Source organism: Porticoccus sp. GXU_MW_L64, assembly GCF_052983295.1.
Genome location: NZ_JBRKJK010000016.1, coordinates 30,263 through 47,884, shown reverse-complemented (window position 1 = coordinate 47,884; position 17,622 = coordinate 30,263). Strand labels below are relative to the sequence as shown.

The 17,622-nt window shown below is 53.3% G+C and carries 15 protein-coding genes; 9 read left to right on the top strand and 6 right to left on the bottom strand.

Going from position 1 to position 17,622, the window contains the following annotated elements:
• Window positions 1-11 precede the first annotated feature (11 nt).
• From ACVBEJ_RS12500 to ACVBEJ_RS12475, 6 genes are all read right to left on the bottom strand, one after another.
• Entirely contained in the window at window positions 12-4,505 is a 4,494-nt protein-coding gene (locus ACVBEJ_RS12500; RefSeq protein ID WP_447129971.1) for an EAL domain-containing protein, read from the bottom strand.
• Window positions 4,506-4,584: 79 nt separating this feature from the next.
• A complete protein-coding gene (locus ACVBEJ_RS12495) occupies window positions 4,585-5,529 on the bottom strand; it encodes a hypothetical protein (protein ID WP_447129970.1) in 945 nt (314 codons plus the stop codon).
• Window positions 5,530-5,631: 102 nt separating this feature from the next.
• Window positions 5,632-7,761, bottom strand: a complete 2,130-nt coding sequence (locus ACVBEJ_RS12490) for a TonB-dependent receptor plug domain-containing protein (protein ID WP_447129969.1) — start codon at window positions 7,759-7,761, stop codon at window positions 5,632-5,634.
• Window positions 7,762-7,771: 10 nt separating this feature from the next.
• Window positions 7,772-8,569, bottom strand: coding sequence for a hypothetical protein (locus tag ACVBEJ_RS12485; protein ID WP_447129968.1), 798 nt, complete (start codon window positions 8,567-8,569; stop codon window positions 7,772-7,774).
• A 6-nt stretch (window positions 8,570-8,575) separates the two neighbouring features.
• Window positions 8,576-9,385 carry a citryl-CoA lyase gene (locus tag ACVBEJ_RS12480; RefSeq protein WP_447129967.1) on the bottom strand — a complete coding sequence of 270 codons (810 nt, stop codon included), beginning with the start codon at window positions 9,383-9,385 and terminating at the stop codon, window positions 8,576-8,578.
• Window positions 9,378-11,201, bottom strand: coding sequence for a thiamine pyrophosphate-binding protein (locus tag ACVBEJ_RS12475; protein WP_447129966.1), 1,824 nt, complete (start codon window positions 11,199-11,201; stop codon window positions 9,378-9,380). The genes ACVBEJ_RS12480 and ACVBEJ_RS12475 overlap by 8 nt, the downstream gene beginning before the upstream one ends.
• A gap of 215 nt (window positions 11,202-11,416) precedes the next feature.
• Here ACVBEJ_RS12475 and ACVBEJ_RS12470 point away from each other — a divergent pair, with 215 nt between their 5' ends.
• Genes ACVBEJ_RS12470 through ACVBEJ_RS12430 form a run of 9 tightly spaced genes read left to right on the top strand, consistent with a single transcriptional unit; the run spans window position 11,417 to window position 17,436 of the window.
• Window positions 11,417-12,175: a VC0807 family protein gene (locus ACVBEJ_RS12470; protein WP_447129965.1), complete on the top strand. Its 759-nt coding sequence runs from the start codon at window positions 11,417-11,419 to the stop codon at window positions 12,173-12,175.
• Complete coding sequence (locus ACVBEJ_RS12465) at window positions 12,175-12,474, top strand: YciI family protein (protein WP_447129964.1); 300 nt, start codon at window positions 12,175-12,177, stop codon at window positions 12,472-12,474. Before ACVBEJ_RS12470 ends, ACVBEJ_RS12465 begins: the two co-directional genes overlap by 1 nt.
• Window positions 12,475-12,499: 25 nt before the next feature.
• Window positions 12,500-13,171 (top strand): TIGR04211 family SH3 domain-containing protein, encoded by a 672-nt coding sequence (locus tag ACVBEJ_RS12460; protein ID WP_447129963.1) that lies wholly within the window; start codon window positions 12,500-12,502, stop codon window positions 13,169-13,171.
• A gap of 2 nt (window positions 13,172-13,173) precedes the next feature.
• Window positions 13,174-13,755 (top strand): peptidylprolyl isomerase, encoded by a 582-nt coding sequence (locus tag ACVBEJ_RS12455; protein WP_447129962.1) that lies wholly within the window; start codon window positions 13,174-13,176, stop codon window positions 13,753-13,755.
• On the top strand, window positions 13,752-14,522 hold the full coding sequence (locus ACVBEJ_RS12450; RefSeq protein ID WP_447129961.1) for a pyridoxine 5'-phosphate synthase: 771 nt from the start codon (window positions 13,752-13,754) through the stop codon (window positions 14,520-14,522). The genes ACVBEJ_RS12455 and ACVBEJ_RS12450 overlap by 4 nt, the downstream gene beginning before the upstream one ends.
• A gap of 52 nt (window positions 14,523-14,574) precedes the next feature.
• Window positions 14,575-14,994 (top strand): CBS domain-containing protein, encoded by a 420-nt coding sequence (locus ACVBEJ_RS12445; protein WP_447129960.1) that lies wholly within the window; start codon window positions 14,575-14,577, stop codon window positions 14,992-14,994.
• 24 nt (window positions 14,995-15,018) lie between these two features.
• A complete protein-coding gene (locus ACVBEJ_RS12440) occupies window positions 15,019-15,804 on the top strand; it encodes a hypothetical protein (protein ID WP_447129959.1) in 786 nt (261 codons plus the stop codon).
• On the top strand, window positions 15,794-16,675 hold the full coding sequence (locus ACVBEJ_RS12435) for a Rossmann-like and DUF2520 domain-containing protein (protein WP_447129958.1): 882 nt from the start codon (window positions 15,794-15,796) through the stop codon (window positions 16,673-16,675). The genes ACVBEJ_RS12440 and ACVBEJ_RS12435 overlap by 11 nt, the downstream gene beginning before the upstream one ends.
• Window positions 16,672-17,436, top strand: coding sequence for a TrmH family RNA methyltransferase (locus ACVBEJ_RS12430; RefSeq protein WP_447129957.1), 765 nt, complete (start codon window positions 16,672-16,674; stop codon window positions 17,434-17,436). The genes ACVBEJ_RS12435 and ACVBEJ_RS12430 overlap by 4 nt, the downstream gene beginning before the upstream one ends.
• The last annotated feature ends 186 nt before the right edge of the window (window positions 17,437-17,622 follow it).

Genomic DNA, 17,622 nt, shown 5'->3' with positions numbered 1-17,622 from the left:
AGCCGCGCAGCTTACAAAATTTCCCCACCCTCTGTCTTGTTTTTTCTGTCCTCTGCCTTCTGCCTTCTGTCCTCTAAACGGAGAAAGCGCTCGGTAAACTCTCCCGCCGGTATTGCCTTGCTGAACAGAAAGCCCTGCAACAGGTTACAACCCAGCTCTTTGAGCATGTGCCGCTGTTCCTCGGTTTCCACCCCTTCAGCCACGGTTTCCAGCCCCAGGTTATCCGCCAGGGCGATGATGCCAGCGACAATGGCACGGCCGGATTTGTCGCTTTCTTCCAGGTCGTTGATAAAGGCGCGGTCGATTTTCAGGGTGTCTACCGGCATGTGTTTCAGGTAATTGAAGGAGGAATAGCCACTGCCAAAGTCATCGATGGCGAGAGTAATGCCGGTGGCCTTGATGTCGTTCAGGGTGTCGATAATATAGTTGTTTTCTTCCAGCAGCATGCTTTCGGTGATTTCCAGTTCCAGCAGATGTGGTGGCACCTGGCACTGCGCCAGAGTATCTTCCAGGCGCTGCTGCAAACCTTCTGATTGTATTTCACGACCGGAAATATTCACCGCTACTTTCAGGTCGTGGCCCATTGTTTGCCACTGATGAATCTGTTTACAGGCCGCCCGCAGCACCCAGTCACCGAGTTCGGTAATCAACCCGGATTCCTCCGCCAGAGGGATAAATTTATCCGGCATCAGCAGGCCGCGCTCCGGGTGTTGCCAGCGCACTAACGCCTCCGCCGAGACCACTTCGCCACTCTGGGCATCCAATTTGGGCTGGTAGTACAGTTGCAGGTGATCTTCTTCCAGGGCGTTGCGCAGCTCGCGCTCCAGCTCCAGACGGCGATAGACCTCATCTTCCATACCCTGCTCGTAGAAGCAGTAGCTGTTGCCCTTTTCTTTGGCGCGGAACATGGCGGAGTCCGCGTGTTTGATCAGCGCGCCCACGTCTTCACCATCCTTCGGAGCCAGGGATATACCGACACTGGTGGTGATAAACATTTTTTGTTGCAGGAACACAAAGGGTTCGCTCAGGCTGTCGCAGATTTTCTGCGCGACAGTGGCCGCTACGTTGGCGTTGTGCAGCCCTTCCAGCACCACGGTAAATTCATCACCGCCCAGGCGGGCGACAAAATCCTGTTCCCGCAGGCAGCGCCGTATCCGGTCTGCCACCGCTTTCAACAGCAGGTCACCGGCATCGTGCCCCAGGGAGTCGTTGATCATTTTAAAGCGGTCCAGGTCCAGGAACAGCACCGCCACCATCTCGCTATTGAGCAACGCCCGGTTGATCATGGGGCGCAGTTGTTGCATCAGGCTGGCGCGGTTGGGCAGTCCGGTCAGGGGGTCGTGGTAGGCCATTTTCTTGACGTGCTGCTCGGCTTTGCTGGCCTGCAACAAACGCGCTACCCGCTGGCGCATCACCGAGAAATGAACCGGTTTGGGAATGTAGTCACTGGCTCCGGCAGTAAAGGCTTTGACGATGGATTTTTCGTCTTCCAGACCGGTAATCATCAGGATGGGAATTTCTGAACCGTTGGGCAATTCGCGAATCTGCTCGCAGGCCTGGAAGCCGTCGACTTCCGGCATCAGCGCATCGATCAGGATCAGGTCCGGCATTTTGCGGCGGCAGGTGGCCAGTGCGTGTTCGCCGTTGGTGGCTTCTTCAATGCTGTAGTCGTCCGCTTCCAGCGCGTTGCGCAATGCCATGCGCATGGAGCGGTCGTCGTCAGCAATAAGTACGCTATAGCCGGTGCCGTTGCTCCGGGCTTTCTGGTTGCTGGTGGCGGTATCGCTCAATTGCTGCTCCAGGGCCCGGCTCAACTCCCTGTAGGCTTCCACCAGTTCGGCCACCACATCCACCACCGGCTCCAGATCATCGGCCTTGGCCAAGTCCTCGACAGAACGACTGAGGGCAACCACCCGGTCGGCACCAAAGTTGGAGGCACTACCCTTGAGCATATGAGCCAACTCGCGCACCTGTTTGGCATCGCGGTCGGCGGAGGCGTGTTTGAGGGATTGCAGGTAAACCGGGGTATCTTCCAGGAAGGCCTGGATCATGGAGTCCACCACCTCGCCAACACTGTGGCGCAGCTCGTCCATAATGGCCAGATCCAGTGTGACCTCCATGGATTTTTTCACTTCTGCCGGGGCCGGATCGCTGGCGGGCGGATTGTACGCCTCCGGTTCTAGCCAGCGCTGCAGGGTGATTTCAAGCTCCTGCAAGCGCAGCGGTTTGGGCAGGAAGTCATCCATGCCCGCATTGCGACAGCGCTCCTCCTCGCCTTCGCTGTTGTTGGCGGTCATGGCAATGATCGGCAGGGCATTGCCGCTTGCACTGTCTTCCAGGCGACGAATACGGGCGGTGGCTTCATAGCCGTCCATCACCGGCATCTGGCAATCCATAAACACCAGGTCCACCTGTTCGCGCACCACTTTGTTGAGCGCCTGCTCGCCGCTCTCTGCCACCAGCACTTCGCAGCCCAGGCGTTCCAGCATGCCCACAGCCACTTGCTGATTGGCGCGGTTGTCATCGGCCACCAACACTCGCTTGCCAAAGTGACTGACAACCGCCGCAACTGGCGCTGGCTCAACAGCCTGGGCAACGCCGGCAAGGGCCCTCAGCGCTTCATACAACACACCGGTACGCAGTGGCTTGGGCAGTTGCACCACCGCATCCGGATACAGAGCCTGGTATTCACTCCAAGGGTTGACCAGCACAATCAGCTGCACCTGATCGGCGGCCGGACTGTCGCTGAGCAGCTTGATAAAATCCAGCGCCTTGATGCCGGCAAGTTCTTCATCCAGAATCAGCATCTGAGGGGCTTCATTAAGCGCCAGGCGGCTGCGCACCAAGTCGAGCCCTTCCATGCCATTGTCCAATGCGGCGTGCTCAACTCCCCAGCCTCCCAGCCTCGCTGCCAGAAACTCCCGAGCCACACCGCTGCTATTGATAGACAATATCTGCAGGTTGGAAAGTTCTTCCGGCAACGGTTTGTCCGCACTGGGTTGGCTGAGAATGTCATCACTCAATAAAGGCAGGGTAAAACTGAAGGTGCTGCCTTTGCCAAGCTCGCTGGCAAGGGACATTTCGCCCCCCATCAAGTTGACAATGCGGCGGCTGATAGCAAGCCCCAGGCCTGTGCCGCCATATTCGCGAGTGGTGGAGGAATCCGCCTGGGTAAAGGCGTCGAAAATGCGCTCCTGAGCTTCCGGGGCGATACCAATACCGGTATCGCGCACGTCAAATTGCAGTTGCTGTTCGCCACTGACCCGATCTTCACCCAGCCTCAGCCAGACAGACACCTCCCCCTGCTGGGTAAACTTGATGGCATTGCCAATCAGGTTGATCAACACCTGGCGCAGGCGTGTGCTGTCGATGCGTATGTGCTGGGGAATATTAACGGCGCAAACATACCCCAGCTCCACTTTCTGCTTGACCGCATTGCTGGACAGCAGGCTAACCACCTCGTCCAGCAAGTCCTCAACAAACACCTCCTCTTTGTTAAGGGTCATAGCAGTGGATTCCACCTTGGAGAAATCCAGAACATCGTCGATCAGGCTCAACAGAATTTCACCGGACGATTTGGCGGTCTCCACATACTCCACCTGCTTGGGCGACAGCCCCATGGTCATCAGCAGATCGAGCATGCCGAGAATGGCATTCATGGGGGTGCGAAGTTCATGGCTGACATTGGCGGCGAATTCGCCTTTTACACGGGCGGATTCCAGCGCCGCGTCTTTGGCTTGCAACAATTGTATTTCGCGATTTTCCAACACCGTCATCATGGTATTGAAGGCGTGCTGCATATCGACAATGTCCTTGGGGCCAGACATTTCCGCACGCAGTTTTTTCTCACCATCTTCGGCGCGGCGCATAATCGACGACAGATATTCCAGCGGTTTGGTCAGTTTGCTGGCAAGCCCCAGCAACGCCAGCAGCAGCAGTGTGGCCACCCCCAGTGATGCCAGGGTGTTGTTGCGCAAAATATCCCGGAACATGGCATCCAGCAGACTTTTGTCCACCACCAGAACAACGTAGCCCACCAGTTCGCGAATAGGCTCTTCGCCAAACTCCACCATGGAGTCGTCCACACTGTGAACCGGCGCGGCAAAGTGCCAGTGGTCACCTTCTTCATGGAGCAAAAGTGCATTGTCGGTGATGTCGTCAAACAAATAGCTGCGCAAAAGCTGCCCATTTTGGCGGTATTCATAGCGGCTGCCATTGGCTTTGTAAATGGCCGCACCATCGACGTTTTCATACCCCATTACCAGGTCAATGGCGTTGCTGGCCACCTGGCGGGTAGAGGACAGCAGGGCAAAGTCAGCCTGACTGGAAAAGTTATCTGTTAGCTGGCCGCTCTGCTCCAGCAATTTTTCGCGAATGGTATCGGTAGCCGTTTTGGAAACGACCAGTGAAGTCACCAGTGCCAATATCAGCACACCGGCTATAACAGCCAGGGCAAGCTGTCGGCGAAAACCCATTTTCTGAAATATGGATTCAGGATCAGACAATTGTTTATCCGCTTTTGATGGTTACGGGTTTCATACGGGCACTTGCAAAAATGCACTATTTTTATATGTGCCCATACGCTCAATCCCGGAAGGTAAAATCAATTTTTGCGCGAATGTCACTATCCAGCTTCAAACCGAAGTGGCGGCTTTTCTTCTGGTTAACCCAGAGCTTTACGCTCTGCAGCTCGGCCACTTGCGCAGACTGACCGTTGAGACGCTGACTGGACATGTGCGCCAACTGCTGCCCCAGGCCTTGCCAGTCTGGAAGCAGGATAAACGGGAACAGTTCGATATCCTTGGAGTTCACCGTATAGTGGAACGGCACCACTGGCTGACCCCAGCTGTTTTTAATCAGATTTTCCTTGATCGCCGTATCAAATTTGGTGCCCAGCATAACCCAGATAGCACTGCGCGCCTTGCCGCCGCTGGACAGTGAATCTTCAATGGCTTTTTGGGTCTGCTGGCTTTGGGAGCTGGCGTGAGGCAAAAGGTCAATTTTGATCGGTGCGCTGGACTTTTCCACGCTGGAAAGCGCCTCAGCGTGTTTTTTGGGGTCATAAATCAAGTGTAAGGCGCTGACATCTGGCGCCAGTTTGTTCAGGTATTCGAAGACGACTTTGCTGGATGGCTGTAGCACCACGCCACCAACACCCTTCACCGGAACCGACGACACGGCTCCCATCACCACTGGATACTCCGAGCTGAGCATGGCGGCTACTTTTCTGCCAGTGCCCCCCAAAACCACAACTCCGGTTACCCCGTCTGAACGCAGATCGTCCAACAGGCGTGACTGGGAAAAATCGGGTTTTAATGTGTAGTTTTTTACCTCTCCGGAAAAGCCAGTTTCCACACCTTTGATAACATCTTCAAAAACCGGCGGCACACCGCGCTTGCCCGCCACAGAAACAATGGCCAGCACAGGCTCCTCAGCCGCCAAAATCGCCGGGCACAGAAATACCGCCAGCGCCAGCAGCAACAACTGGAAAGATTGTTTTCCAAAAAAATTTAATAACCAATTACACACGATACAGCTTTTCATCCATGATGGATTTATTATTAAAAACCACCTAAGTGTTCAAAATACCGAGCAACAGCTACCACCCAGAACAATCACCACCCAAAACAATTACTGCCCAAAACGATAGCGAAACTCTCCAAATACGGCGCGCCCGGCCAAGGGCAGATCATTGGGTATAAAAGCGGGCAAAGGTACAGGTATGGCAGTGATATCGCCACCGGGAGAGGGCTCGCGGGCATCTTCGTCAAACAGGTTTTTGACAATCAGGGCAAATTCCCAATCGCGATTATCAGGGGCAAAGCGCAAGGTGGAATCCACGATCAGATAATCATCAATTTCCGGGCGAATATCTACTGCCACCCGCTCGCGGCCCGCTACCCAGTTGGCTTGCACATTAAGGTGCCAGCCCGGGGCCAGTTGCCAGTCAGAGCGCAGGTAAATTTGCTGTTCCGGTGAGTTGCCCGCTGAGGTGCCAGTGCGTTCATCAGTGGTGTCGATCCAGGACAGGTTGCCCGACAGGGTAAATTGATCGGACACTTCCCATTCGGCATTCAACTCAAGGCCATAGCCGGACTGCTCACCGGCATTCTGGGCCCGGCGGCCGGCCGGGTCTGGCTCAAACAGAATGATGTCGTCCCAGCGGTAGAAAAACAGGTTGGCGTCCAGATGCATATCCAGCGAAGGCTTGTAGTCAAACGCCAGCTCGTAGCTTTCCAGCTCCTCCGGCGTCAAATTGGGATTGCCCAAAACAGCTGGATTATTAATAGCACGGGTCTGCCCAAAAGAAGGCGCACGAAATGCCTGACCGTAGAGGAATTTGGTGGTCAGGTTATGGCTGGTGGACCACACCAGTGCCAAACGGGGATTGACCGTACTGCCAAAATCCGAATAGTCGTCATAACGGATACCCGCGGTCAGCTCCCAGTCGTTGTCCAGGTGCCAGATATCCTGAATAAACAGATATTTGTTGGTGCGGGCGCCTTCGGTGATAAAGGCAAAGGGGGTATCGCTGACATCCACCACCGGTGAACCGGGAATAATCGGCAAGCCAGAAGCATCAACACCAAAATTACGCTCATCTCGTACACGAAATAAGTCCCCCAGGTAATAACCTGTGCCCACACGAATTTCATGGTCACTGAACGCGGTGTACAACGCCGAAGCATCAAAATAAAAGTGATGCTCAAAGACCTCGGGATTGCCAATAATACCGTTGGGAAACGGGAAAGGGGATAAACCGCCGGTGGAACCCGCGGGGAACAGCAGGATATCCTGCTCCACCTCTTGAGTGGTTGAACGGTAACTGGCTTGAGCATCCAACTGCCAATCTTGTGCAAGATCTGTTTCCTTGTATCCAATAGACACACCATAGCGATCACTGGACACGAGGCCGTTTGAATCAAGAGCCTGTGCGATACCTGCACCAACCTGGCCTTCACGGTTTTGATAATCCACCTGAAAACGCCAGGAACCCCAGCTGATATCAGCACGAAAATCATAAACCTCTCGCCCCAGGCTGACAGGGCCGGGAGCCAGGCTGAGGGATGTGCCACCTATAAAGTCGAGTATTGACTGGGCGTCCGCATCAATCAGCTCGCGCTGGCCATCTGAATCCTCATACTCCAGACTAAACAGATACTTGAAATTGTCTATGCTGCCGCCATAGGAAAGCCATGCTTCGGTTGTGTCAAAGCTGCCTGCTCGGATACCCGACTGCAATCCTTCTGCCTCATCACCTTGTTTGGTAATAATATTGATCACACCAGAAAAAGCATCGGCACCATAAACCGCAGAGCCGGGACCACGAATAATTTCGATACGGGAAATATTTTCTACGGGATATCCCAGCCAAACCAGGTGACGATCACCCTGAAAAAGGCTCTTAAAAGGCACTCCATTTATGAGCATTAACACTTGAGGATTGAGAGATGAATAGATACCGCGAAAAGTGTAAATGGGGTTGTAGCCCACACTATCCCTCGCCACATGCAAGCCAGGAACCGTTTCAAGGACATCATCAATATCTGTTGCACCCATTCTGCGAATATCATTAGCGGTTATAACAGTGGCAACAGCCGGTGCCTTTGATATGGGTTTTTCGTAGCCAGTGGCAATACTGATTAAATCTTCGTCATCCCCAAAGTCTTCAAAAAATTCAGAGTCATACTCACTTCCTGCGAACGCCAAAGAGCCTGACAAAGAAAAAGCCAGAAAACTCAAACCAGGTGTCAGTTTCATTATTATTCCCCTACCAAGTTCTGCGTCCCTTGCCTACATAATTGATTCTTTTGCACGAAAGCGGAAAAAAAGCACCTTCAGGCTTATTCACTGCGTCGATATAGCATGGGAAAAAGCCCCCTAGAAATGAAAGCCAGGAAATCATATAGAAGTCTCTCATTGTTACTCCCATATCCGCTGCAAGAGCACAAACAAGCCCTGCTGCATTCATTCCTTGCTTATATCGGCTATTTTTTAAATAACTTTCAACTTTTAACGCAAACACCACATGTGGCTTTTTATCTACCCCCAAGCGCTTGGCAATACGCAATAGTGGCTCGATCCTCTCATCAATATCTGTGATTGGGCGCCCAAAACCAGGAATTCGTCTCTCTTTTTTCATCCAGGAAAGGGAAAATTCAGCAATTTTGTTATCATCTTCAACTCTTTTAACACCTTCTTCCAGAAATTCTGTAGCTTTAAGAACTGCTCCATGGCCGTAAATTTGAGCTTCGGTCACAGCTGCGGCGGCTGCGAACCCCAAACTGGCTGTTGATCTCGACGTTCCTGTCAATGCAGAGACACGGTTATTCCAGATTCTAGGGTCGGGATAGCTGCCACAGAGTGCTATCATGGCTTCCATCATTTCAAGATCAGTTTCGTTAAATTCCTTCCCTGTAATTCCATACAATAACAGGCTTAACCAGCCAGACTCGTATGCCTCATCAAATAAGTCTTTTCCTCTAAGAACTACCCTTTCTCCCGGAAAGCAAGCCCCCATGGTTGTTTCCCAATAATCTTCGAACCTTTTAAGCCTATCTACAGACATTTTTAGTTATCTCTTTTCAGGAACAGAATCTGGGTCGTCTTTAAGCACAAGTCCTTCACCAAAAAACGGATATTTTCGCCACCCATTCTTTTCCTGCTCCAGTGCGTGAACCGCAGCCCCTGGCAATCTCAGGATCATATACAGCATCTCTGCCTGTTCAGCACTCAAGCCCAAATCCAGAAACACCGCTGCCGCCACACCGGGCATCGACAATGGGTACCCGGTTGCAGTTTCCAGGCTTTCCCGACTGTTAAAAAGCCACTGCAAGTGGCTTTCGGGTTCAGGGTAAATAGACAACAAATAGGATAAGGATTGCTTTATCGGCAACGGGCATACGGAGCCATTGGGATCAAACCCCGGGATATGTTCTCGCTCGGGCCATACTTCAACTTCCTGCGCAGAAAAGTGCTCCAGTGTGGCTGACCACTGATCTGTTTGACGGTCACACTTCTGGAAATACTGAGCGGCCCAATACACCTCTCGACCACCGCCCAGATTACCGGCACCCACGGCTATTGCTGCCATTAGTGCGGACGCATGGGTGGAGCCACCCACTCCCGCATTCATGGCAGCTCTTACGGAATGGTCTCTCAAACCCGGATTGGCCAGTACAACTGCCAGCCCTTCCAAAAGTGCCGCTTGCTGCCGAGTCGGTTTTTCCAGCTTGAATAAAAGATATATATACTCTGACCAACTGGCCTTGCCGAGCAGATCGCCGTAAACATCATATCCAGAGCAATAACAGGCTTTGGCGGCAAAGGGATTATCCTCCTCTGCCACCTCCTCCCAAATTTTGGAGGTAATTGTTTCAGTCATCAGGATCCTCTGATTGTCCGTAGCTTCTTAACGCATCCGTACGCATCCCAATAGGCGGCACTTCTTCCGGGTCAATCCTCACATCCAGCAAAGTGGGCTTGCCTTGCTTGCAGATTTTATCGATATCCAGTGATAATAAATCTTCTGGTGAATGTATTACATAACCATCTGCCCCCATCGCTTTGGCGGCTGTGGCAAAGTTTACAAATGGAAGCTCACTACCAATAGGTTCGCCACCGGTCAGCTTTTGTCCGTGATAAACCATCCCGTAAGCAGAATCATTGAGCACCACAAAAATTACCGGCAGTTCTTCCTGAACAGCCACTGTTAATTCTTGGCCACTCATCAACATGCTACCGTCACCTGTAAGGCAAACCACCGGGCTGCCCGGCCTGGCCAGAGCCGCCCCCACCGAGCTACCTATAGCCCAACCCATGGAAGAAAACTCTAAACCAGTTCGGTATAGGCCGTCATGAGCATCTCGCTTCCCTTCCATACGACGATCGAAGGGGTGTAGATAATGGATTGACCAAGCAAAGCTGGCACCAGAATCTGCCATGTATCGAGTACAGGGAGGAAATAATTTTGGCAATTCTGACATCAAACGCTGCGGCTTGATGGGAATGGCATTTGATTCGCATTTTTCAGGTTCCATAACTTTAAAATGCTGGATTTGCTGCCCAGACAATGCTGTACCTGTTGTTTTATCTGCCAATTTTTCAACCGAACAGATAGATAAGCGAGGGTCTTTTTCCAAACGCTCAACAATATTGGCAAAAGTCGATGCAAGATGCCCCCTTACATGCAACTTTGCCATGGGTGAACGCGTCAAGTTACTTTCGGCGGATTCCACATGCACAAGTCGGTTATTCAGCAGCATGTTTTGATCCCAACCACTGGAAGCAAACTCACTGAGACTGGAACCAACAGCAACAACCAAATCCACTTCAGGATCAAGTAAAGTCTGTCGAGCACTTTCATGACCTGCAAAACCAATAACACCACGAAATAATGGGTGGTACGGACTTACCAGCCCTTTACCGTGCGGAGTAGTCAATATATGGGCATCAAGCTTTACTGCTAATGACAGTAAGCTACCCACACTTTCGCTGGCCTCGTCACCGATCAACAATACTGGGTTACGAGCAGAAACCAGTTCCTCATAAAGCGTATCCAACGCTTCATGATCTACGTAGTGTGGTTTATTCAGTAGTCGGGAAAGGTCAAAACTGGGTTCGGCGTTTGCACTGGCACTGCTCATCACATCCAATGGCACACTTAAGTGAACCGGCCCGGCAGGTGCTTGGAAAGCGGTCATAACAGCCGCCGCCAGTTTGTGCTCAAACTGTTCAGCATGGGATACCAGCGTGTTATAGCGAGTACAGTGTTCAAACAAGCCTACGGTGTTTATGCCAGTGCAAGAGGACTCTTGTAATGCTCCACGGCCAAACGTCGACAATGCAGTTTGCGCAGTTATGACCAGCATTGGGGTGTGATTTTCATAAGCCGAGGCAACACCTGTTATCAAGTTTGTTGCTCCCGGACCAGTCGTTGCACAGCATACGCCGAGTTTGCCGGTATGATGTGCATAACCGTCAGCCATAAAAGCAGCGCCTGTTTCGTGGCGCGCTATCACTGCCCGAGGGCCGCCATCCCTTTCACTGCGAGCCAGAGCGTTGTATAACGGCTCTATTGCTCCTCCAGGAACCCCAAAAACATAATCAACCTCAAGCTGCTTCAGGTAGCTGACCAGCAGATCGCCCAACTCAATACCAGTATCTGTTTGGCTTCCACTATCTATCTGAACAACATCCACAATCCACCCCTAAAAATAATTATGAATCAAATAGTTACAAGTCATTCTTCACAAACTATCTACAGTTTCGCCATTATCATCGCATTTATGGCTGAGATTCAACCTGTTTTTCATACTAATTTACTAGCTAACCGCCATACACCAAAGCCAACACCCTATAGACTCCATAAAATCTAAAGCTACAATAGCCGCCTTTATAAAACTGTGACAGCTCCATGAATAGCCCTGCAAGCAAACCGCCGGTGCGACACAGCCTTCTGGCTAACCTGGCGTTTAATATTCTGATTCCCACGCTGATTCTCACCAAACTGAGTGGCGACAAGTACGAGTTGCTGGGCGTCAACCTGGCGCTGGGCATTCAGTGGGCGTTGATTGTGGCGCTGGCGTTTCCGCTGATATACGGCGGTCGCGATCTGCTGCAAAGCGGCAAAATCAATATCTTTTCCGTGCTGGGTATTTTCAGTGTTCTGGTCAATGGCGGCGTTGGCCTGCTGGAAGGGGACCGCCACATTATTATTATCAAAGAAGCCGCCATTCCCGCATTGATCGGCCTGGCCGCACTGATTTCCCTGAAAACCCGCTTTCCGCTGATTAGAACTCTGCTGTTCAACGACCAGGTTATCGACATTCAAAGGGTGGATACTGCCCTGTTACAGCACAACAGCCGCGAAGCCTTTAATCAACGTCTGGTCAATGGCACTTATATGCTGTTTGCCACTATGATGCTGTCGGCGTTGCTCAATTACCTGCTGGCGGATTATATGATTGTCGCCCAGTCCGGCACTGAGGAATTCAACGCTCAGGTGGGCAAATTTATGGGCATGCAGCTGCCGGTTATTGGCATACCCATTGCCATCGCCACCACCGCCACCCTGTTTTACCTGTTCCGGGGCATCACCCAGCTGACCGGGCTGCCGCTGGAAGATATTATTCTGACAACAGCCGGCAGTGATAACAAAGAGGAAGCCAACTGATGTGGTACGCCATTATTAGCGAAGACGTAGCTGACAGCCTGGAAAAACGCCTGGCCGCCCGCCCGGATCACTTGGCGCGTCTGCAAGAATTAAAACAGCAGGGCCGCCTGTTAATTGCCGGGCCCCACCCGGCCGTCGACAGCGACGATCCAGGAGCTGCCGGCTTTAGCGGCAGCCTGGTGGTGGCAGAGTTTGACTCTCTTGCAGACGCCCAAACCTGGGCCGATGCCGACCCTTATGTCGCCGCCGGTGTTTACCAAAAAGTCACCGTAAAGCCCTTTAAAAAAGTGTTGCCCTAACGCGAAAACCATCAATGGAAAACCCATGAAATCATTTCTTACCGGCCTGCTGTTAATCGCCTGCAGCACACTTAACCTGGCCCAGGAAGCGCAGCCCACCCGCTACATCACCGATGATTTCCGCGCCGACCTGCGCAGCATTCCCAGCAACCGCGGCAAAATCATCAATTACCTGCGAGCCGGCACCCAGCTCAGTGTGCTGGAAGCAAACGACGATGGCTGGAGCCACATTCGCACCAGTCGCGGCACCGAAGGCTGGCTGCTCAGCCGCTACCTGGTGGAACAGCCAGTGGCCAAAACCCGTATTGTCGGAATCGAGCAACGCAATCAACAACTGCTGCAACAAAGCAACCAGTTCAAGCAAAACCTGCAAGAAAAAGACGCACAGATCAAACAGCTGCAGGATCAGCTGGCACAACTGGACAACCGCAACACCAGTGCCCAGAGAGAGCTCACAGAAATCAAGACCATCTCCGCCAACCACATCGCCCTGAATGACCAGAATCAACAACTGCTGACCATGAAAAGCGAATTGGAAAGTGAGCTGGACTCTCTAAAGGCCATGAATGATCAACTGGAAAACGACCAGCGCTACCGCTGGTTTCTCTACGGTGCCCTGGCGGTGCTTCTGGGCGCAGCACTGGCCATCATCATTCCACAACTGAAGCGCAAGAGGCGTTTCTCTGAATGGGGATAAGGATGTTGAAATCTCTGCTACTGGCGGCCCTGCTGGTGGCCAGTAGCGCCTATGGCGAAACAGCCGCCAGCAGCGCCCCAACCATCGCCGTGATTAAAACCAACCTGGGGGAAATGCGGGTTGAACTCAATTGCAAAGCGGCACCGATCACCTGTAACAATTTTATTGGCTACGCCAAAAGCTACTTTTACGATGGCCTGATTTTCCACCGGGTGATGGATGACTTCATTATTCAAACCGGTTGCTACTGGTTCGATTACCGGCAGAAAAAGCCCGGCGGCGAGAACATTGTCAATGAATCCGGCAATGGCCTGAAAAACCGCCGCGGCACCATCGCCATGGCGCGCTACAACAACCCGGACAGTGCCCGAGCCCAATTCTTTATCAACCTGCGGGACAACCCTCACCTGGATGCCAGTAAAGACGAAGCCGGTTACACTGTATTTGGCAAAATTATCGCCGGTATGGACGTGGCGGACCGCATCGGCAAAGCGCCGGTCAAAGCCGTCAACCAAGCCCTGACCCACGTGCCGATAGAAACCATCCAGGTAGAGCACATCGCCATCGAGGAGCCCGCCCCATGACCACCCCCGATACAAAAACGGCCCTCAGCGTCAACCTCAACAAAATCGCTTTATTGCGCAATTCCCGTGAAGGCAACTACCCCTGCGTGGTGCACCACGCCCAGGTGTGCATCGATGCCGGCGCCGACGGTATTACCGTGCACCCGCGCCCGGATCAGCGCCATATTCGCCCGCAGGATTGCCGGGATTTGGCAACGCTGCTCAAACAGCACCCGAATCTGGAATTCAATATAGAAGGCAACCCCTTTGCCGGGCCCACCGATAATGGCTACCCGGGGTTTGTGGAACTGGTCACCGAACTCTGCCCCCACCAGGCCACACTGGTGCCAGACAGTGACGACCAACTCACTTCCGACCACGGTTTTGACCTGCGCGCATCCGGGGAACCCCTCAGACCCATTATTCGTGCGCTGAAGGAACGGGGCATCCGGGTCAGCCTGTTTATGGACCCGGATGTGGAACAAATCGCCCTGGCCAGGGAAGTAGGTGCCGACCGCATCGAACTCTACACCGGGCCCTACGCGGCGGCCTGGGGCAGCGATCAATTGGAAGGGATTTACCAACAGCACAGCACAGCGGCTCAATACGCCACCGACATTGGCTTGGGCGTAAACGCCGGACACGACCTCAACCTGCACAACCTGGGCAAATACGCCACCATACCGGGCTTGTTAGAGGTTTCCATCGGCCATGCATTGACTGTGGACTCTTTGACCATGGGCATGAATAATGCGGTTACAGCCTATCGCGACCTGTTACAGCAATAATCGCGAACAGCAATAAACAGACAATCAAGATTCACAAACAAAGGCCACCGCCATGCAATCACTGCGTGTAAAAGACTATATGGAGCTGGACAGTCACTCCATTCCCTCCACCCTCAACGTGGCCGAAGCGGTAGATGTACTGCTCAACGACCACCTCAGCGGTGCCCCGGTGGTGGATAACAACCGCCAGCTTGTGGGCTTTTTGTCCGAGAAAGACTGCATCAAACACCTGATCAACAGCTCCTACTACCGCGACGGCTCCCCCTCGGTAGCCGAGATCATGGTCAAAGACGTTATTTCCGTGAACCCGGATACCAGTATCCTGGAAATCGCCGAACTCATGCTGCAACACGCTCCGAAAATCTACCCCGTGTGCGACAATGGCAAACTGATCGGCGTTATTCAGCGTCACCATGTATTGCAGGCATTGCGCACTGACGAGAGCAGTCTGTCGCTGGATGCACAAAACTGAAATAACGACCCAAAGCCCCCTTTTATGAAACGACTGCACCTGATCGAAATTGAAGATCAAACCTGGTGTCCCAAAGCGATTCGCAATGGCATAACCGATATTCTGCGCTTCAACCTCAACGTGGGCAAAATCTACCACCCCATCATTCCGCTGTTTCAGAAAGTCCTGCAAACTACCGGCAGCAAGCAGGTCATCGACATTTGTTCCGGCGGTGGCGGCCCCTGGCCCAGCCTGTTGAACGCCATGAGCGACAACCGCGATCTGCACGTTCACTTCACCGACAAATACCCCAATACAGAAACGCTATCGGATATCGAGCAGCGCTTTTCTGGCCGCGTAACCGTGCACAGCGACAGCCTGGACGCCACCAACTTGCCCGAAGATATGAAAGGGTTGCGCACCTCGTTCACCTCCTTCCACCACTTCACTGCAGAAGGCGCAACAAGCCTGCTCAAAGACGCCACCGACAAAAACCAAGCCATTGCCATCTTTGAATTTACCCACCGCAGCCCGCTGGCAATATTTATGATGTTGTTTGCTTTTATTGCGGTATTTTTTGTAGCGCCCTTTGCACGCCCGTTTCGCTGGTCGCGGCTACTGTTCACTTACCTGATTCCACTGCTGCCCCTGATCGGCACCTTTGATGGCATCGTCTCCTGCCTGCGTACCTACACCCCCAAAGAACTGCAACAGATGGTGGACAGCCTGGAGGCAGACCACTACCACTGGGAAATGGGCGAGCACAAAGGCGGCGGCCCCATACCCATCACCTATCTGATTGGCTACCCCAAAGCCGCCGATGCCAGCTGAACTCAATATCATCGGTGGTGGCCGCCTGGGGCGCAGCCTCGGCAAGCTGTGGCACAGCAACAACGCCGCGACTATCGCCGGGGTTTGCAATCGCTCACTGCAAAGTGCAACTGAAGCGGTCACCTTTATGGGCGCTGGCCAGCCCCTCTCCACACTTGCACAACTACCACCCGCCCCCCTGTGGCTGATCGCCACCGCCGACACAGACATTGAGTCCACGGCCCAACAATTGGCCCAAACAGGCACTCTGCGCAGAGGTGATGTGGTGTTTCACTGCAGCGGCTCACTGTCATCCGCTTGCCTGTCAGCTGTGAAGGCTGCGGAGACACACACCGCCAGCGTCCACCCCGTTCACAGCTTTGCTGACCCGGACAAAACCCAAACCAGTTTTGCCGGTACACACTGCGCCATGGAAGGTGACAATCATGCGCTGGAGCAGTTACAGCCGCTGTTTCAGGCCATAGGAGCCATCAGCTTTCCGCTGCGTAGCAGCGAGCACAAAGCGCTGTATCACAGCGCCACAGTGATGGCCTGCAACTATCTGGTGACCTTGCAACACTGCGCTTTGCAACTGTTGCAACAGGCCGGCATTGAGCGTGCCAAAGGACTGGAGTTGCTCACTCCCATTGTCCGCCAAACCACAGACAACATAGCCCGCCTGGATACCGCCGCCGCCCTTACCGGCCCCATCGCCCGTGGCGACCAGCAGACCATCGAACAGCATATGGCCGCTTTGCAGCAACAATCACCGGAGCTGCTGCCCCTCTACACCCAGCTGGCACTGCACACACTGCCCATCTCAGCGCAACAGGGCAGCGCCAGCGAACAACAACTCCACGCCATTCGTAACATACTGCAAGCAGCCCCATGACCGACAACGCCAGCTACCAGCATCGCAAACGCTTTTTCGACAGCCTGCTCACCATCTACGGCCGCAAGCCAGTACTGGAAGCCCTGCGCTCACCAGATTTGACGGTGTACCGCCTGCACCTGGCAGACAGCAACCGTGTGGAAGGCACTCTCAAGGATATTGTTCAACAGGCACAAAAACACGGTGTGGAAATTCTCTACCACAGCCGCAAGGAGCTGGCGCGCATCTCCCGCAACGGCAAGCAGGATCAAGGTGTGGCGGCCGATTTGCAATGTCGCAATTACCGGCACTACAAAGAGTTTCTCAAACAACCAGACAAAGACCATTTTCGCGTCATCGCCCTGGACGGTATCACCAACCCGCAAAATCTGGGCATGATCATCCGCTCCGTGTGCGCCAGCGGTTGCGACGGCCTGCTGCTGCCAGAAAAAGGCTGCGCCAGCCTGTCACCTCTGGTTATCAAAGCCAGCGTTGGCACCCTGTTTCAATGCCCCATTCTGCGTTGCGAACAGCTTGCCGATGCATTGGATGATTTCCGTTCCGCAGGCGCACAGGTATGCACTCTATCCTCCCACAGTCGCCAAACCCTGCAGGAATTCCAACCCGCAGGAGCCGCTGTGTATGTGTTGGGCAACGAAACCGAAGGCGTATCCCAAGCGGTCATGGAGCACAGCGATACCCAACTCTGCATCCCCATGCACAATGGCGTGGAATCATTGAATGTGGCGGTTACTGCAGCGCTGGTGGCGTTCAAGCCCTAATCTGTTCTAGGGGGCGTTCTCAATTAGTGAGTTATTGCTGTTGTGCCTGAAATGGCGCCAGACAAGGCATGAGGAGAGTGGTTTGGTATTTTCTTTTAAACGAAAAGCAAATGAGCGACGAATAACACAGTATGGCGCCATTTCAGGCGCAACCCGAAGGGCTGGGCCCATTTTGTCCCTCAGCGG